This window comes from Brasilonema octagenarum UFV-OR1 (assembly GCF_963888615.1).
Lineage (GTDB): Bacteria > Cyanobacteriota > Cyanobacteriia > Cyanobacteriales > Nostocaceae > Brasilonema > Brasilonema sennae.
On sequence record NZ_CAWPKW010000013.1, the window covers coordinates 1 to 19,130 of the forward strand.

16 protein-coding genes are annotated in these 19,130 nt (G+C 42.7%); 10 read left to right on the forward strand and 6 right to left on the reverse strand.

The window, feature by feature from the left end; translation table 11 throughout:
- Positions 1–377: 377 nt before the first annotated feature.
- From AC5590_RS00655 to AC5590_RS00670, 4 genes are all read right to left on the reverse strand, one after another.
- Positions 378–1,715: an inorganic phosphate transporter gene (locus AC5590_RS00655; protein ID WP_169267877.1), complete on the reverse strand. Its 1,338-nt coding sequence runs from the start codon at positions 1,713–1,715 to the stop codon at positions 378–380.
- A gap of 152 nt (positions 1,716–1,867) precedes the next feature.
- Positions 1,868–2,914, reverse strand: coding sequence for a zinc-dependent dehydrogenase (locus AC5590_RS00660; protein WP_169267878.1), 1,047 nt, complete (start codon positions 2,912–2,914; stop codon positions 1,868–1,870).
- Positions 2,915–2,986: 72 nt separating this feature from the next.
- Positions 2,987–3,469 (reverse strand): helix-turn-helix domain-containing protein, encoded by a 483-nt coding sequence (locus AC5590_RS00665; protein WP_169267879.1) that lies wholly within the window; start codon positions 3,467–3,469, stop codon positions 2,987–2,989.
- A gap of 75 nt (positions 3,470–3,544) precedes the next feature.
- The gene (locus AC5590_RS00670) at positions 3,545–4,228 is read right to left on the reverse strand and encodes a TetR/AcrR family transcriptional regulator (RefSeq protein WP_169267880.1); all 684 of its coding nucleotides are present in this window, start codon (positions 4,226–4,228) and stop codon (positions 3,545–3,547) included.
- Positions 4,229–4,352: 124 nt separating this feature from the next.
- Here AC5590_RS00670 and AC5590_RS00675 point away from each other — a divergent pair, with 124 nt between their 5' ends.
- From AC5590_RS00675 to patX, 4 genes are all read left to right on the forward strand, one after another.
- Complete coding sequence (locus tag AC5590_RS00675; protein ID WP_169267881.1) at positions 4,353–5,324, forward strand: Rieske 2Fe-2S domain-containing protein; 972 nt, start codon at positions 4,353–4,355, stop codon at positions 5,322–5,324.
- 125 nt (positions 5,325–5,449) lie between these two features.
- The gene (locus AC5590_RS00680) at positions 5,450–5,995 is read left to right on the forward strand and encodes an RNA 2'-phosphotransferase (RefSeq protein ID WP_169267882.1); all 546 of its coding nucleotides are present in this window, start codon (positions 5,450–5,452) and stop codon (positions 5,993–5,995) included.
- A gap of 356 nt (positions 5,996–6,351) precedes the next feature.
- On the forward strand, positions 6,352–8,124 hold the full coding sequence (locus AC5590_RS00685) for an FAD-dependent oxidoreductase (protein WP_169267883.1): 1,773 nt from the start codon (positions 6,352–6,354) through the stop codon (positions 8,122–8,124).
- A 105-nt stretch (positions 8,125–8,229) separates the two neighbouring features.
- Positions 8,230–8,442, forward strand: coding sequence for a heterocyst-inhibiting protein PatX (patX, locus tag AC5590_RS00690; RefSeq protein ID WP_169267884.1), 213 nt, complete (start codon positions 8,230–8,232; stop codon positions 8,440–8,442).
- A gap of 681 nt (positions 8,443–9,123) precedes the next feature.
- On the opposite strand, the gene AC5590_RS00695 is transcribed toward patX, so the two are convergent.
- On the reverse strand, positions 9,124–10,005 hold the full coding sequence (locus tag AC5590_RS00695; RefSeq protein WP_370460840.1) for a DUF455 family protein: 882 nt from the start codon (positions 10,003–10,005) through the stop codon (positions 9,124–9,126).
- 143 nt (positions 10,006–10,148) lie between these two features.
- Positions 10,149–11,207 (reverse strand): class I SAM-dependent methyltransferase, encoded by a 1,059-nt coding sequence (locus AC5590_RS00700; protein ID WP_169267885.1) that lies wholly within the window; start codon positions 11,205–11,207, stop codon positions 10,149–10,151.
- A 459-nt stretch (positions 11,208–11,666) separates the two neighbouring features.
- Here AC5590_RS00700 and gifA point away from each other — a divergent pair, with 459 nt between their 5' ends.
- From gifA to AC5590_RS00730, 6 genes are all read left to right on the forward strand, one after another.
- A complete protein-coding gene (gifA, locus tag AC5590_RS00705; RefSeq protein ID WP_169267886.1) occupies positions 11,667–11,867 on the forward strand; it encodes a glutamine synthetase inactivation factor IF7A in 201 nt (66 codons plus the stop codon).
- Between the two features lie 339 nt (positions 11,868–12,206).
- Positions 12,207–13,676 carry a slr1306 family protein gene (locus AC5590_RS00710; RefSeq protein WP_169267890.1) on the forward strand — a complete coding sequence of 490 codons (1,470 nt, stop codon included), beginning with the start codon at positions 12,207–12,209 and terminating at the stop codon, positions 13,674–13,676.
- 530 nt (positions 13,677–14,206) lie between these two features.
- A complete protein-coding gene (deoC, locus tag AC5590_RS00715; RefSeq protein ID WP_169267887.1) occupies positions 14,207–14,887 on the forward strand; it encodes a deoxyribose-phosphate aldolase in 681 nt (226 codons plus the stop codon).
- Between the two features lie 52 nt (positions 14,888–14,939).
- Positions 14,940–15,875: a DNA repair protein RecO gene (recO, locus tag AC5590_RS00720; protein ID WP_169267888.1), complete on the forward strand. Its 936-nt coding sequence runs from the start codon at positions 14,940–14,942 to the stop codon at positions 15,873–15,875.
- A complete protein-coding gene (locus tag AC5590_RS00725) occupies positions 15,859–17,511 on the forward strand; it encodes an MFS transporter (protein WP_248277383.1) in 1,653 nt (550 codons plus the stop codon). The genes recO and AC5590_RS00725 overlap by 17 nt, the downstream gene beginning before the upstream one ends.
- Before the next feature lie 372 nt (positions 17,512–17,883).
- Positions 17,884–19,035, forward strand: coding sequence for a glycosyltransferase family 4 protein (locus AC5590_RS00730; protein ID WP_169267889.1), 1,152 nt, complete (start codon positions 17,884–17,886; stop codon positions 19,033–19,035).
- Positions 19,036–19,130 lie beyond the last annotated feature (95 nt).

Here is a 19,130-nt window from a genome sequence, read left to right on the forward strand (position 1 = left end):
GATTTTCGCCCTGATCTGAACCTCACCCCGCCCTTACGGGCACCCCTCTCCTTATAAAGGAGAGGGGAGGTTTTGGCGTCAGCCAAAGCCGGGGTGAGGTGATACGCGCCCTATCAAAACTTTATCCTCAACACTGAAATAGATATGTAGAACGTTCAAGGTCTAATTCCACGCTGATTTAACCTCACCCCGCCCTAACGGGCACCCCTCTCCGAATTCGCGGAGAGGGGAGGTTTTGGCGTCAGCCAAAGCCGGGGTGAGGTGATACGCGCGTTGGATTCATGTGTATTACCTATCCAAGGTTTTTATCCCCTCTCCTTTATAAGGAGAGGGGCGGTTTTGGCGTAAGCCAAAGCCGGGGTGAGGTAACACGCGCCCTATCCAAACTTTAATCTCAACACTGAAAAGATAGCCGCGCTAAGAACCGCACTTGCAGGAACTGTAATAACCCATGCTGCAGCAATTCCTTGAAGAGTTTTGAATTGAATTGACTTAATATCTTGCACCAGTCCAATCCCAACGACACCACCAACCAAAGCATGGGAGGTAGAAACAGGTAAACCCAACCGAGAGGCAAGCAAGATAGTTGTGGCAGTTGCGAGTTCAGCACAAAATCCACTGCTGGGTTGCAAGGAAATAATACTTTCGCCAATCGTGGCGATAACTTTTTTTCCCAAAATCGCTAAACCAGTGACAATTCCAACGCCACCAAGCATTATAATCCATATCGGGATGTTGAAACCATTTGTTGGTACTGTGCCAGTGCGGTTAATGTAGGCAATTGCAGCTAGAGGAGCGATCGCATTCCCCACATCATTAGAACCATGAGCAAAAGCAACAAAACAAGCACTGAGCAATTGAAATCGACCAAATAACCCCTCAACAGGATTAGTAAATCGGGAATTTACTACTTCCCCTACTCCCCCCACTTCCCCTACTCCCCCCACTCCCCCTACTTCCTCTGCTCCCCTGCTCCCCTGCTCCCCTACTCCCTTTCTCCCTCTCTCCAACTGTCGCCAGCTGTAAAAGGTGAGTCCAACTGCAGCTACAGCACCAGTTATCAATGGAATATCATGAGCAGGTATTTTAAAACCAACTTGCTCAATCAGAAAAGTTGCGAGTCCCTGAGTTAATGACGGTAGCACAATCACACCAAATATCCCCAGCAAAACAGCACTCAACCAAGGAATCCACTCATTTAACTGTACTAATGGATTTGGTTGATCTAAAATCCAGCGCTTGATTTGACTGTAGAATAAAGCCGCAATTGCACCGCTTATGATTGGGGTGATAATCCAACCTATCGTAATTTGTCCAATTGTTGACCAATCGATCGCACTCACTCCCAAAGCAACCCAGCTAAATCCGGCGATCGCACCAACAACCGCATGAGAAGATGATACAGGCAAACCCCGTGATGTAGCAATTTGCAGCCACAAACCGCCAGAAAGCAGCACCGCCACCATTCCAGTCACAAGCATTTGCGGTGTATCGGCAAATAAAGCTGGGTTGACAATTTCTGTCGCCAAAGTTTGCGATACCTCTTGTCCAAATAGTACCGCACCCGTAAACTCTAACACTCCAGCAATAATCAATGCCTGTTTGAGAGTAACAGCTTTGGAACCAACAGAAGTTCCCATTGAGTTAGCAACGTCATTTGCTCCGAGATTCCAAGCAAGATAAAAGGCGAGAAGTGCAACTATGATGACAAGCATTTTGTTTCTGTGGAAGATCAGGGGAGTGAGAGAGTGAGGGAGTGTGGCAGTATGGCAGTGTAGGAAAACAGTTCCTCCTCCCCCTCTCCTTAATAAGGAGAGGGGTGCCCGTAAGGGCGGGGTGAGGTGAGACCTTTTTCCCCTTCTCCCTTCTACGGATAAATCAAAATCTTATACGTTTCTGCAGTAGGAGCGATCGCCTGTTCCACTGCTGCTGATAAATCTTGTAATGGATAGCGATCGCTAATCAATGCTTGGACATCTATGCGTCGATTAAAGACAATATCAGCTGCTAAACTTTGAATGCGGTACGATGAACTGTAACTGCCCATAAGGTCAATTTCCCTACGGTAGAGAAGATTCGGATTAACTGGAATTTCCATCTCATCAGGAAACTCCGCGAAAAAGAGAATTTTCCCACCTTTGCGAGTACAATCAAGGGCTTGAAAGAAAGCTTTATCACTTGGGACTGCAAGTAGGGTAACATCAACACCCATGCCATTGGTCAAATCATGAATTTTTTTTGGTAAATTGGCGTCACGGGCATCAAATGCAGCTTCTGCACCTACACTCAAAGCTTTTTCTATCCGGGATGGGAGTAAGTCGGTGGCGATCGCCTTCGCCCCAAAATACTTCACCAACATGATAAACATTAACCCAATTGGTCCCGCGCCAGTAACCAAAACCGTTTGCCCAGGAGCAATTTGTGCTTTTTTCACTGCTTTGAGGCAGCAATTTGTTGGTTCTACAAAACTTGCTTCTTCAAAACTGATATTATCAGGAATGGGAATCAACCCCCCATTACGCACAATATGACCGGGAACTTTGACATACTCAGCAAACCCGCCGCCACTAGCGTTAAATCCTGCTGTTGTAGAGATGTTTTTGTAAGTATCGCACATCGAGAAATTATCATTTAGGCAATAATCGCAACGCATACAAGGGATATGGTGCATCACCGCCACCCGTTGTCCAACTTGCCAGCCTCTGACTTGCGAACCCACCGCTGATATAGTTCCAGCAGTTTCATGTCCAAAAATGCGCGGCGGTTCATACAAGGGATAACGAATTTTTTTGATATCCGACTGACACAACCCCACAACCTGCACCTGTACCAGCACCTCATCCGGTTCCAGTGTCGGTACGGGCAGTTCTTCGTAAGAAAGTTGATTAACGCCTCTAAATACCTGTGCTTTCATGTTAAATTTTCACCGCTCAACGATAATATATTTAACACTTAGGGCGTTCTTTATGTTACTTGCTACAAGATTTTATAGCAATCCTAAATCATTTTCTTCATTTTTCTCGTCGTAGAACCCCTCATCTTGTAAAAACTGAGTCAGTTCGTTAAGCGCTTCTCGACGCTTTTTATCCCGTTGTTCTTTATACCGGACTAAATCCTCAAAACAAACCCGTCGATGTGAACCCACTTTAATGTAGGGAATTTCTCCCTGTTCTAATAACTTAATAACATAAGGTCGTGAAACGTTGAGAAATTCAGCGGCTTGTTGTGTTGTCATTTCATAACTGTGGGGAACTAGAGATACAGCTTGTCCTGATGCCATTGCATGGACGACATGACGCAGCACTTGATAAAGTGACTCAGGAATGTCAATTTGTTCTCCATTAGCTCCTATTAGTTTCGCCTGAGAATCTTGGTTATTAAGAATATCTTCTAGTTGCTTAATAGACTGGACTTCTTGTTCAGTCTTCACTGCTTCTATAGGCACGTTATGTCTTAATATGATTGTCATTTTTTTGATATCTCATAACTCTATGCAACCTACGATAACACACTGTATATTACATAAACGAAATATCCGAAATGCTTAAGGAGTGTTCTTCACACCTGCCAAAACAAATTTGATCGCCGCCTCGGTATGCTTTTCTACCATTTCTGGACTGAGGCGATCAATCTCAGGAGTTAAGTGTTTCCAATTTTCGTGCACAGTAAAGTAGAAAATGCAAACGCTGAGAATATGAGTCAGTGTTAAAATGGGGTCGAGTGGACGAAAACACCCCTCTGTTATACCTCGCTCAAGAACTTTGAGAAGATGCTCGTATAGACTCCACACGTTGGCTTGCTTGAAATACAAGCCTTGATTTTGACTCGCTTCTTGGAACCACAGCATTTGACGATGGGGATTGGTGGCTTCGTAGGCGATCGCAGTCCGAATAATATGCGCCATTGCGTCTTCAGGCGGCAAATGGTCGAGATTTAGCTGACTAACCATTGCCTGAACTTCATCAATCGGACGCTGCAACACGGCTTTGTATAAGCCCTCTTTATTATCGAAGTAGTAATGAATTGTGGCAGTCGTGATGTGCGCTAGATTTGCGATCGCACTCAACCTCGCACCTTTCAAACCGTGCTTAGCAAACTCCAGTTCTGCGGCGTCAAGAATCTGCTGCTGCGTCACATCTGCATCTCGAATCTGACGAACCGATTTGGTAACTCGCTCAGTCTTGACTTTTTCAACCACAATATCACAATCTCTCGTTTGCCTTTTCATAGTACCAAGCAAGAGATATCCTGTTTCGTTGAGTTAACACGCTTATTGCGGAATCGCCAATTGACAACAAAATCCCCTATAATTTAACTTACTAATTAATTAGTAAGTTATTTAAGAAGTATTTATGAAAATGCTGCAAGGTGCACCGTGGCTATTAGCACATCGTTCCATGCTCAAGCCGAATCAACCTGTGAAAGTTTCTCTCTACGGTAATGACTACGTTATCTGGCAAGACAGCACAGGCAAAATCAGTTGCTTACCGAATGCTTGCCCTCATATGGGTGCGATGCTTTCGGAAGGATGGTGTGTAACCAAGCCAGATGGTAGTAGTGTGGTGACTTGTCCATTTCATGCGTTGGAATTTGATGGCTTTGGCTGCACAATTTTACCAGGTTCCAACAAGCCAACAAAATCCTTGATGGAACCGTTGGAGTTAGTGATTCAAGGCGACTTTATTTGGTCCTACGGTGGATATGAGGCAAAGATTCCTATCCCAACAATTATGAATGAAATTGCAGCGGAGTATGAGTTTATTGGGTTCACAGGCGATCGTAGTATCAAAACCGATTTCCTAAGTCTCCTGCTAAACATGCACGACTACAACCACCAGAATGGCACCCATCGTGAGTTGTTTGAGATTGAACAAGTGCAGTTGAAGCAGTTCATCGATGATGGATTTCACTCCCACGCCTACATTGATCAGCTTAGGAAAAAACCCACACTCCGCGACATTTTTAAAAACCCTGCTCTCATAGCAATGCCAAAGGTACTTCAAGCTCATTTAGAAAACTTCTTCCCATGCATGGCGGTGATGCACGGTGAGAATGCAATTCTCAGTCTCAAAGAGTGTCATTTCTATATTCCAGAATCACCAAATTACTCCCGCGTCTTCATTTTGATGTTTATAAAAGCGCATAATCCGATTGCTCATCTGATCAAACGAAATCTCCTGCGGCTGATAGATATTGTTGTGGATCAAGATGCTGACATTTTGAGCAAACTTTATGCCAACACGCCTCAGCACATCAAGCTCAATAATGAAGTAGGAATGGATTGGGTGCGGCGAAATTTTGAGAGTTTTCCAATGGTAGAATAACACTAATTGTGATGATTGAAGTGGCATCATCTCTGATAGTCAGACAAATTCTGTCGATTGACTAAAAAGTTTAATGTATTATAATTAATATATACATGTAGTGTAAAGAATCCTACTGTAATCATATGAGTGATTCTCGCCTCGTCAAAATCAGCAAATATCTTAGTAAACATTTGCGACATACACCGGATGCAATTGGAATTAAACTTGCCCCCGGTGGTTGGGTTAGTGTTGATGAACTGCTTACCGCTTGCGCTAAAAACAAATTTCCACTCACCCGTCAGGAATTACAGGTGGTGGTTGAACTCAACGAGAAAAAACGCTTTTCTTTTAACTCCACAGGCACTCTTATTCGTGCTAACCAAGGTCACTCAACAGAAGTTGATTTACAATTAGAACCTGTTGTTCCTCCAGACGTGCTTTATCACGGCACGGGACACAAATCTGTAGAGTCAATAATGCAAACAGGACTCTGGAAAATGTCGCGACATCATGTTCATTTATCAAAGGATATTGCTACAGCACAAATTGTAGGTGCAAGACATGGAAAACCAGTAGTTTTGCTCGTAGATACTGCGACTATGTATCAAGCTGGTTATCAATTCTACTGCTCTGATAACGGTGTTTGGTTAGTAGATAGTGTACCACCTGAGTATCTACAAAAAAATTGAATTTTCATAGGTTGCAGAGATTCATTTAAAAATCATAAATTTTTAGATGTATTGTTAGAAAAACTGTAATAAATCAAACTTAATATTTATTATGACTTACGCACTGTACAAATAAACCTTAATATGAATTAAGGTTTTTGCTCGTTTCAGGCACTTCGCATAACCCCGATTTATTCGCATATTTGCGATACACGTCGCGTCGCGTCAAGCCAGAGGCTTATCGCTGGGTGCTAAACACAGCTGAAATACTCAATTTATAGTACTTTTGTCCTATTTATCAGTCCAATTCCGAACTCTATTAATGATGAGCTGTAGTTAGTACTCGATACTTAGCACTGTTTTAGCGAGGTTCAAAAATGGTTCATCAAACATACACAGCTGACATCTTAGTCGTCGGAGGTGGAACAGGAGGAACCGCCGCCGCCATTCAAGCAGCGCGACGGGGAGCAAAAACTATCCTTGTGAGTGAGTTTCCTTGGTTGGGGGGAATGCTGACTTCTGCTGGGGTATCTGCACCGGATGGGAATGAACTAGAAGCTTTTCAAACAGGGTTATGGGGTGCGTTTTTACAAGAATTACAGCACCGTCAGCCAGGAGGATTAGATAATTGTTGGGTTAGCTTTTTTAGTTACGATCCGCGTATTGGGGCAAAGATTTTTGCAGATTGGGTGCAGGAGTTGCCCAATTTACTTTGGATCACTGGACTTGTGCCGTTAGAAGTTTTCCAGGAGGGGAATTGCGTTTGTGGCGTCCGATTTGCAGATTTAACTGTCAAAGCCAAGATAACTCTGGACGCCACAGAGTTAGGAGATTTATTAGCTTTAGCTGATATACCTTACCGTTGGGGCTGGGAATTACATTCGGAGTGGGGAGAACTAAGCGCCCCAGCAGATTATAATCATCTCACACAAAGATATCCTGTGCAAGCCCCCACTTGGGTGCTGGTGATGCAAGACTTTGGTGAAGCAGTTGCACCAGAAGTCCCAAGTGCACCGAACAACGATCCATCACAGTTTGTTGGTGCTTGGGACGGCTACGGTGCAGAACAGTTTTTGAATTACGGACGGTTGCCCGGTGGTTTATTTATGATTAATTGGCCAATTCGTGGTAATGACTACGGTGAAGGTGTGGGGCGATTGATAGAAACAGAAGAAACAAAGCGCGAGTTTCTCCAAGAATGCTTTTGGCACAGCCAAAATTTTGCCCATTTTATCCAAAACCAGCTTGGTCGTCGCTATGGTTTAGCTGATAACATCTTCCCTCATCTGGCTCACTCCTCCTTCGCCCTTCACCCTTACTACCGGGAAAGCCGCCGCCTAGTGGGACTAACGACGATTCGAGAACAGGACATTTTGCCCGTAACTGGAGGTATGGTTGCACCTTTGAATATAGATGCAATAGCGATCGCTAATTACCCCAACGACCACCATTATCCGGGTATCGAGTTCCAAGTACAACCCAAATCGATGCGCTGGGGAGGACGGACGACGGGAACTCCCTTCACAATTCCCTACCCTTGTTTAGTTCCTATAGAAACAGATGGTTTACTAGTATGCGAGAAGAACATTTCTGTTTCTCATATTGCTAATGGAGCAACCAGATTGCAGCCTGTGGTGATGGGTATCGCTCAAGCTGCAGGTATGGCTGCAGCTTTGTGTGTTGAGTTGGATTTAAGCCCCCGGAATTTGCCAGTAAGAGTTCTACAAGAAGCTTTATTACATGATAAATATGCACCAGCGGCAATTATTCCATTATTGAATTCGCTCCCAAAAGATCCGGATTGGTTGCACTGGCAATCGTACTATTTAGAAGAACCAGAATTATATCGAGTTCATGGAAATTCCGTTTGTTTATCTTCCTGTCAACATCAGAATGTTGATAGCAATAATACCTTAACTGTACGAAAGATTAACTGTTTCCAGGGCATCTTTCACCACATATCTGAACAAGATTACAAATTCACTATCACTGCGCCAAGTATCCATCGGGGGCATACTTGGCAGATTGTGACTTTGCGATCGCACATCCATGAGCAATTGCAAACTTTTTGTGATCAGCAACTGCTCACCATTTGCGGTCGAATGAATCACGCTCTTAATTGGTTGATAGTTGAAAACCTCAGCAAATAAAAGGAGATTTTACAGTCAAAATAAATACTATTTCCGAAAATCTCCGGATGCAGTAAGGATAACTCAGTAGTAGTGAAATGAAGAGTTCAAAAATAGACATTTCTTATGCGTGCTGCCATTTCATTTTTGATCACAGGATTGTTCTTTAGCTCCTTAGCTATTAACACTAAAGCACTTGAACAACAGGCATCTAAGGCTGACTCACAACAGTTGATGGCGGCAGTAGGCACTTCCAAAAAGTCTCGGAAAGAGCGCTACAGAGGTAGTGGTCGTATCGTAGGGCTGGAACAGATCAAGAGTACACATCCAGTTGTCTAACAACAAAATGTCAATGCTATTTCTTGGGGTGGCAATTGTCTTGTACAAAGAGAATCGAAGTACTGTAAGCCAGGGTTTTTTGAAAATTAGTTACACACTCTCCCTAGTATAGATGTGATGCCAAAAATACAATGAGTCTAGGGATCAGTTCTGTATTTCACCCAAAAGTTTTTGTTTACTTAGTTACCTGTTAACTTTTGCATAGAGATGCGATGCAAGTTATACGTTTCACTTTACTGTCATACAAATGACTTGATTCTCATGGCGTTTTTGAGGTTTGAATATGTATGAGGAATTTGGTGAAATAGTATTAGCTGCTAGTATTGCAAGCATTAAGAGCCACTTAAATAACAAATAAGCAGGAAATTCCTGAACGCAACCTTCACCTTCTCTGTTGAAAGGGTATTAGTTGGGCTAGCAGCTCAGTTAAAGCGATATTGTGATATCAAGTCCGGTTGATAACTTGTCGTGTGTCCGTACTCGCTGCGGACACCTATTCAAGCGGATTTGATATGACTATTGAGAAATCACAACTTTGTCCAAGAACAGGTTGGACAAAGACTACTAAGGATATGGATAGCTGATGAGCAAGAATTCATCAAACAGCTATTGGGGCGAAATTTGGCAAAAAACGGGGTGGACATTGCCCACCCCACATACATCACATACAGAACATTTGTTCTATGCCTTCGTTTTCTGGCGGTTATCTTGCATCCCTTTTAAACCATTGAGAAACATCGGCACAAATCTTTCGATCAATGTCTGTGGATCTCGCTTCCAAACTCGCTCAACTACATTAATCCGAGTCCTTTGCAAATCTGGTGCTAGAAGAGTCTGCGGTAAACGTTCCATCAGATATTGAGGACGTTGCCATACAGGCATTGTGTTTGCCACTTCCAGCAGGTTGGCAACTCTACGCAGTTCTGCACCCAAGGTGATATCCATGCCAGCTTCAAAAGCTGCTTGTTCAATCGCAGCATACTTTCGCTTGGCTTGATCAACCTTTTGGCGATGTTCTGGACTTTTATCTGCTAACTGCCCCAACCAACGGTTACCCCAGCGAACGTGTCCTGCTTCCTCTGGCAGAATTTTTTCAATCGTTTGGCGGATTTTGATGTTTTCTTCGGTTTGGGGCGCTTGCTTGAGGGCGTAAATGTGAGCAGAGAAGTACTCACAACCCCGTTTTTCGGTTACGTTAATTGCTGCCAATCCGGCAATAATGCTATCCTCTAGGTTGTGTTCTGGGTTGAAAAATTCTCGGTCTATCAGACGGTCAAATTCATCAATGTAAGAAGAGCCTGGAGGCGTTCCTACATTCGCTCCCAGTTCCACCAATAAATCAGTCAGCCACATAGCATGACGGGGTTCATCGGAGATATGGTGAGATAAATCTCGTATCAGTTCGGGTGGCTGTCCGTTGAGTTGTTCAATGACTTCAGTCAGGTCTTTGCAACTGCGTTGCTCGCTGTAGCGGTAGCGGTTGAGGGTGACCAGATGAAGATCGCGATCGCCCAAGGGGCGGCTCCCTTTGGGAGCATCGCCGAAGGCGGGTGCAAACCACATCGCGGACAACTTGTGTCAAGATGTCCCTTGCACCTATAGCGTTTTGAAATTTGCGCGGGTAAGCAACAGCCATAACTTTTTATGAGAGTTATGTAAACTAATATTATATTAGTTTTATGTAGCCACCGTAGCTTTTCTTTACATTAAGCGGGCTTTCGAGCAATAAAGTACTTGCTCATAAAGTGAACCCGTATATCAATATTCTCAAAGCCTGCTTTTTCCAAACGCTCTACCAAGTTATCAGTAGTGTAGTGCTTGTAGTAAGGTTCATGAAAAGTTTCGTGGAAGCTTTCCATCAGCGATTCCATTTCAGGAGAATCACTCATCTGAACTGAGTCACAGATGATAAAGGTTCCCCCTGGTTTTGTCACCCGATAGGATTGCTCTATAACCTGTTGACGTGCTGCTGCTGGTAACTCATGGAAGAGGAAAACTGAAGTGACAGCATGGAAGTAGTTATCCAAGTATGGTAACTCTTCTGCATTTGCCTGCAAAAGTTGTGGTAATTCTCCGGGAATTTGCGACAGGAATTCATTTGCTTTACGCAAATAAGCTGGCGACAAATCTGTACCAAACAAAGATGCTTTCGGCAAAGCCGCCCGAATCAACTTTAAAGTACGACCAGTTCCACAAGCAACATCTAGTACACGTATCTGGCGTGGTGACACATCACTAAACACTTCTAACCCTTCTTTAAGAGGAGCCAGAATGCGTCGTCGCATGGGATCAGCTGAACCTCCAAAAAGAATTTCTACCTGCAAGTCATACAAATTAGCTGATAAATCACTCAAGTAGCCATTCGTCTGGTGATGGAAGTTCTGCACATAGTAGCTGGGATAACCATTGATGTCTACATCTTGAGTAAACTCTTGATATCTCTTGTGTTGAGCACGTTCCCAAGTTTGGGGTAAATCCAGCCACACCATTGGATAGTAGCGGAAAAAGTCTTCCCAAGGATTATCAAACAACACGCTTTTAGGATAGACACCACGCTCAGCATCTTCCCAATCAACTTCGAGCAGATTGTTCAGGTTTTGTTGAGCCTTTAATAAAACCTCGTTTGGTATGGGTTGAATTTGCGTCTGCTCAGTAGCAGAGATGATATTCTTCAACCGCGAGCTTAGCAGTTTATGAGCTAGACCAAAATAATTTTTACTCTGCTGAAAAGTCTGATAAGTTAGTTTGGTTAAGGTGTCAGACATGAGAATTGCTTGAGCTTTTGTAACTTTTATTTATATAATTTTAATAAATTTAATGAGAAAAGCATAAATCTTAAGAAAGGTCTATGTTGTCAGGCAAAATCACTCTTCAGTAAGATGTGAAGTCAGAATTTGTTCTTTCCTCCTTACCCCTTTTTCCAAACCGTGAGGGAGATGAGTAGTGCTTGGACGAAAAGTATTGACCCTACTCTCCCTTTAAACTGCCCTCCAAGTCTTTACAAATTGGGAAACCATAACGGGAAGCCGCTTTACATCTACCCACTTCTCTTGGCAACGCATTGGCTCCTGGGTGGAAATCCTAAGTTCCCTACTCTTCTGCAATTATTAATTTTTATTAAAATTAATAATTTAGTAGTTTTTGTTACAGAATTGTATTCTATAATTAAAACTATAAAGTTACTGAATCATGACATTACACAAACAATTAAGGGGAACTTTATTATGTCTACTCAAGAAAAAGCCCGTGCTTTGATGATGCGTCACTATCAACTCATTAAGAATCGTCAACAATCGATGCTGGGGCGTGCTGGCGAGGAATTAGGTCTTCCTGGAGAAGTCTCCAACTACTGGAACCCTGTTCAAGGAAAAATAGATCCCACTGTGCGCATAACTTATGATCGCAGCAATGCAGCTATGAGCTAAGTGTCACGACAAGTAAAAAGTTGGCTAGTACCAACTTTTTATCAAAGAGATACCAACGGTGAACGATTTTCAAAAATTGTTCACCGTTGGTATATGTTGCGTCTATGTTCCTCACTATCCCCCTTCTTCGGTGTTAAGCGTTAAGCGTTCCCTTTTATCTAAAGAAAACTTTATGCATTAGGCTATAAACTGAGGCAGCGCTCTTGGTAGGGTTTCCAACGCTCTTATCCTCTGTGGGGAGACCCTCATCAAGTACTGCCTCCTCCGCAGGCGACTGCCGATCGGACAAGCCCAGTTTTGAGATATCCTGAAGTAGAAGCCAGCATAACGCGGAGAATCATAGTTGTGAAGTTGCAGCGACCGATTTTAGTGGGAGGATTGGGACTGTCCTTTTCTCTGTGGATGTTACAAAATTTGCACCATTCGATGGTGCAGATTGGTGAATTTGGTTTGTTGAGTTTGTTAGCCGTTGGCGGCGGTTTGTGGTTATTAAAGTCAAATCGCACTCAAGATAGTTCGCGATCGCTAAGCAATGTACCAGTAGATCGTACGACAGTAGAAGCTAGCATTGCTAAAGCCCAAGCCGTGGTTAACCAACTCGCACAAGAAACAGAAAATCCTCTAACTGTAGGGACATTGCGAGAACAACTTACCCGTCTTACGGCTGAGTTAGATAGACAAGAAATGATTGCTGTTGTCACTGGTGGCAAATCGGTAGGTAAAACGACTTTGATTGAAGTCTTAAAATCTAGCTGGTGTCAAAATGTAGAGACGGGAAGCTTTTCGTTCGTCGAATTCCAAGAAACTTCACCTTTGTTTGTCAAAGCAGGCGAAAACTCAGATGTAGATGTTTTGACACACGCAAACAAATCTGATGTTGTCTTGTTCCTGACAAATGGTGATTTAACAGATTCTGAATTTCAAAGCTTACAACAGCTAAAAGCAATTAATCAAAATACTATTTTGGTTTTTAATAAACAAGATCAGTATTTGCCAGATGAACGTGTAAGTGTGTTGCAATCACTGAAACATCGGATGTCGTCTGTTGTGGCGACTGCGGCATCTCCGAGTCCGATTAAAGTACGGAAGCATCAAGAAGATGGTTGTGTGCAAGAATCCCTGGAACTACCAACACCAGACATTCAACAGTTGACGCAGCAATTGGGTGAAATGTTGACACAGCAACCAGAACAGTTGGTGTGGGCGACAACAATGAGGAAAGTTTTGTTCCTCAAAGCTGAAGCGAAAAACTTGCTGAATGAAATCAGACGCGATCGCGCTGTAAAATCAATTGAACAATACCAATGGATAGCTGCTGCAGCAGCATTTGCCAACCCAGTACCAGCGCTTGATATCCTAGCAACAGCCGCAATTAACGCTCAAATGGTTATGGATTTGGGTGGTATCTATCAGCAAAAATTTTCCTTGGAACAAGCGCAGACAGTTGCTGGCACAATGGGAAGTTTGATGGTGAAACTGGGTTTAGTAGAACTGTCTTCCAAGGCAGTAAGCACAGTACTCAAAACTAACGCTATCACTTTTGTTGCTGGTGGCTTGGTGCAGGGAGTCAGTGCTGCTTATCTGACTCGCATCGCAGGTTTAACTTTAGTTGAATATTTCCAACAGCAGGAAGTTGCTATTGACTCTGGAACAGTGTTAAATCTCGACAAGTTACGGCAAACTTTGCAAAGCGTATTTCAGCGGAATCAGCAAATGGCTTTATTGCAAAGTTTTGTTAAGCAAAGCGTCAAGCATTTGACCCCACAAGCACAGCAACTACAACTTGTTAAATCTGAGATCAGCGCTTAGCCTTAGTCAGGTGGAATTCAAACTCACACAAACAAAGTCCGCCCATACAGACTCAACTTTTCTAAAGCTGTTCAGGCGGATTTTGTTTGTAGTGAAAGTGCATGCACTTTCACTAGATTGCGGTGCGGATAAAAATTTTAGTCTTACCTGAACCGTCTTCGACTATTAGGAGTATTTAATATACACAGATGAATTAGATTTTTTAAGTATAAATATTTAGACATCTTGGTCTTGGTGTCCTTGCATGTGCTGATTATTGTATTAGGGCTAAAAATAGAGGAAACTTCTGGTAATTTAATTAAACTTCATAATTGTGCTCAATGACACTACATGATTTGATAAAGTTCAGATAAAAAACTTAAAAATTATGATTTAATTTATCTAAATAGCCGTCATGAACTGCTTACACCAGAACGAATGAAAATTTATCTTTTCTTCTGAGTTCTGAGTTCTGTGTTCTGAGTTCTATTTTCAAGTCAGTTTGAAATTTTTTGAGAAAGGTTAATAATTAATTATTGGCAAAAAAGGCGATGGCAGCAGATTATACAGACATTGACATTGCGCCATTTATAGATCACGCTCTGCTGATACCAACCGCTACCTCAAAGCAGGTTGAACAATGGTGTGAAGAAGCAGATAGATTTCATTTTGCGGCGGTTTGTGTCTACCCGACTCATGTGAAGCAAGCCGCAGAACTTCTGCACGGTAAAAAGCCGAAAGTTTGTACAGTGATTGGCTTTCCTACCGGGGCAACAACTTCCGCAACAAAGTTATATGAAGCTCAAGAAGCAGTGGAAAATGGAGCCACTGAGTTAGATGTGGTGATAAATTTGGGCTGGTTAAAAGCAGGCGACACTGAGAACGTACACCAGGAAATTGCCGAAATATGTGAAGAAACTGGGCAAACGGTAAAGGTGATTTTAGAAACTAACCTGCTGACGGATGCGGAAAAAAGACTTGTAGCAGAAATCTGTATGGATGCTGGTGCAGCATTTCTCAAAACGAGTACTGGTTGGAATGGCGCTACGACAGTAGAAGACGTACGACTTTTGAAAGAAGTCACACAAGAGCGGGTTGGAATTAAAGCCTCAGGAGGTATTCGTACCATCGATCAAGCTTTAGACTTAATTATGGCGGGTGCAACCAGATTAGGCACTTCTTTTGGTATCGATTTGCTTCATCAGCGCCATAGACGGGACTTGAGTGAGTAGTCATTTGTTCTTTGTCTTTTGTCTCAAGCTAATGACCAATAACTAATGACTAATGAGTAAAACTTATAAAGCAACTGGAATTAATCTTAAAGCTCAGGCTCTGGGAGAATCAGATAGACTCGTGACAATTTTGACACCAGAGTTTGGTCTAATTCGAGCTGTAGCGCCAGGATCACGAAAACATAACTCTAGTCTTGGTGGTAGAAGTGCAATGTTTGTGGTAAACGAGCTACTGATTGCTAAAGGGCGATCGCTCGATAAAATCACTCAAGCACAAACAATCAAATCTTATCCAGGTCTTGCTAGAAACTTAGGAAAGTTGGCTGCTAGCCAGTATTTAGCAGAAATAGTACTATCTGTAGCGTTAAGCGAGCAACCCCAAGAAGAACTTTATGAGTTACTCAACGAACATCTCAATCGTTTAGAAGTTTTAGAAAGCGCAGAAACATTAAATGTTTTAGCACATCTGGCTCATGGGGTATTTCACCTTTTAGCTTTGGCGGGACTAACTCCCCAAGTACAAGTCTGTTGCATCACTGGACGCTCTCTGATACCAAATTTTACAGATCCAGCTTGGCAAGTCGGATTCAGCATACCAACAGGTGGAACAATTTGCTTAAGTGCTTGGGAACGTCTGAAGGAGGAGAAAAGAAAACAACAAAGTTTTCCTAGCTTTCCACCTCATCACCCCAGTTCCACAACTTCTTCCACCATTCCTGCTACTGTGAAAGAGAAGCCTGCCAACTACCAAACAATTATTCATCGACAAGAAATACCAGTTATATCAAGCCGCTTGAATGCAACAGAACTTGCTATACTCCAGCACCTGTCGCAACCAGAGATCATCCAAGAACTAACCAGAAATGATGGCTGGTTATCCGTTGAGCAAGTTTTGCGCTCCTATGCTCAGTATCACATTGGTCGCCCTATTCGCTCTGCTGCTTTAATAGATTCTTATTTAGCTGCTAACCATGATGCAACCGTCTGATTTGGATCCAAAAATCCTACCGTTATCACAAAGTTACGCTAGGAAACAGAATAAGGCATCAATGCCTAAAATCGCTAATAACCCAAATATTCCCAAGTCTCTACCCAGTCATGTTAACTTGCACGAACAAGCAAAAGACGTTTTTGTAAATCAGAAAAATTATACATCGGAAATCTCAAAAACTGATGTCACTAACCACAAACAACAGTCGGAAAACAATTTGACCTCTAACGAGGCAAATGGTAAAAATAATATTTCAGAACATAGCACCCAAAAGGCGACAGCAACTGTAGCAAAAACAACAGAAATAACAGAAGCTTCTGGACTCGAATCAGAAGCTGGATCAGCTGAACAGCTAGAGCAAGGGTTTTTGCCGATATTAAAAAACCCCAACTTTTTGGCTCTTTGGGGTGGTCAAGTCTTTTGTCAGATGGCAGATAAAGTGTATCTGGTTTTGATGATTGCCATTATTAATACTCAGTTTCAAACAAGCGAACAGAGTATTAGTGGTTGGGTTTCAACGCTGATGATGGCTTTCACTATTCCGGCAATTCTTTTTGGTTCCCTTGCTGGTGTGTTTGTAGATCGCTGGTCAAAAAAGGCGGTGCTAGTAGTAACAAATGTTTTGCGCGGCATACTAGTATTGGCAATTCCAGCAATGCTGTGGCTGACTCATGATTGGCAACCATTAGTGGGAGTTTTGCCAGTGGGTTTTGCCATCCTTTTGGCAGTGACTTTCTTGGTTTCTACGCTGACGCAGTTTTTTGCGCCAGCAGAACAGGCAGCTATGCCTTTAATTGTCAAAGAACAGCATTTACTTTCGGCAAACTCACTGTACACAACAACAATGATGGCATCAGTGATAGTTGGGTTTGCTGTTGGGGAACCATTGTTAGGGGTAGCAGATCAATTGTGGTCGCAAGTAGGTGGTAGTGATGGACTAGGCAAAGAACTTGTAGTGGGTTCCAGTTATGCGATCGCTGGATTCGTTTTGTTGTTGCTTGTCACTCATGAAAAACCTCAACAAAGCGAAAAACAATCTCCTCACATTTTTGCTGACTTGCAAGATGGTTTGCGTTATCTCAAAGAAAATAATCGTCTTCGCAATGCACTTGTCCAACTGATTATTTTGTTCTCTGTATTTGCGGCATTAACTGTTTTAGCCGTTCGTATGGCAGAATTAATTCCTAACTTAAAAGCTTCCCAATTTGGCTTTTTACTAGCAGCAGGCGGTGTTGGTATTGCCATTGGTGCAACTCTTTTAAGTTTATTCGGTCAGCGCTTGTCCTATACCCAATTAAGTTTGTGTGGATGTATAGGAATGGCAGCATCTCTTATCGGTCTGTCGATCTTTACTAAACAGTTATGGCTTGCCCTGTTTTTAATCACATCGTTAGGTGTGTTTGGGGCGTTGGTGGGTATTCCCATGCAAACAGCTATCCAAACAGAAACTCCGCCAGAAATGCGTGGGAAAGTCTTTGGTTTACAAAACAATGTGATTAATATTGCTTTGTCCTTACCCCTAGCAGTAACAGGCGTGGCAGAAACCTTTCTTGGATTACAGACAGTGTTCTTGGTATTAGCTGGGATTGTTTTTTCTGGTTGTATATTGACCAGTTACACTTCTTCTAAGTAGCTCTGCGATAAAAAGAGTTAATCTTCAACTTTTACAACCGATTATCTACTGAAAACTTCAGTTGTTATGGTAGACTTACCTCAGTACTAAACTCTCACGAGTCTTGCTGGGAATCAACCCAAGTTTGAGCTAGACGTTATACGTAACGTCTACGAGGGTTGTTATAAGTTACATAACATTAACAACCCAAAAGTGAAGTAAGTAAAGCCAAAAATACACTTGTCTAGAAATGTACAAAGCTTTTGTACAAGGTGACAGTAACTTTTGTGTTGCCCCAAGTTAAGAACCAGCAAGTAAAGCGAGACAAAGGACTAATTAAAAAAGGACAAAAACCTAATATAATAAATTCGCTTTACTGATAGCTAACAAAGAATGCGTATAGCCTGGATTGGAAAAAAATCACCCTTTTGTGGCAATGTAACCTACAGTAGAGAAATTACAAATGCCTTGTTAGACCGGGGACACCAAGTTAGCTTTCTCCACTTCGCTCAAGAGGAATCGGATGTGGGGAACTTGCCTAATTGTCAAGAAGTCACCCTACCCTTCATCTACAAGTCTCAGGTTTACACAATTCCAACTTTCAAAGCGACTAAGGTTTTAACTCAGTCGCTGCGACGCATTAAACCTGATATAGTCCATGCTTCTCTGACTTTATCTCCCCTCGACTTCGTTCTACCAGAAATTTGTGAGCGACTGAAATTACCTCTGATTGCTACCTTCCATACACCATTTGCTGGAAAGGGCGCAAAACTGGTATCAGGAACACAACTTTTGGCTTATCAACTCTACGCACCTTTTTTGGGTAATTATGATCGCGTGATTGTCTTTTCCCAAATTCAACGAGAATTATTGGCTCGCATGGGTGTTCAGGAACAAAACATTGCTGTCATTCCCAACGGTGTGGATGTTGAAAAATATTCTCCCGGTCTTTCCAAAGTCAAAGAAGAATTTCGCGCTGAACGTTTGTTTGTCTACCAAGGTCGGATAGCGCCAGAAAAAAACGTTGAAGCCCTCCTCCGTGCTTGGAAAGATGCACAAATGGGACCAGATAGCAAATTGCTCATTGTTGGCGATGGTCCGTTGAAACCTTCTTTAGAGCCATTTTACGATTTGGAGCACAATATTCTCTGGTTAGGATTTGTTGCTGACGAACAACGACGGATCGAAGTTTTACGGGGAGCAGATGTATTTATTTTACCATCTTTAGTAGAGGGATTATCTTTGTCTCTGTTAGAAGCAATGGCTTGTGGAGCCGCTTGCATAGCAACAGATGTCGGTGCAGATGGAGAGGTCATGGAAAAAGGAGCGGGTGTTATTCTTAACACAAAAACTGTACGTTCCCAATTAAGAACCCTCTTGCCACTATTTCAAGATCATCCCGAATTAACAACCTTGCTGGGGCAGAAAGCCAGAAAGCGGGTATTAGAACAGTATACTCTTAGTAGTAATATTACTCGACTTGAAGAACTTTATACTAAAGTTTTGGAACAGCGACGACCCGTACCGCTAAGTTGGGGGGCGTGAATTAGATAGGGGAAAGGGCATTCCTATGCACGACTTACGAAACCTCACCCTGCCCTGTCGGGCATCCCTCTCCTTATTAAGGAGAGGGAAAGATT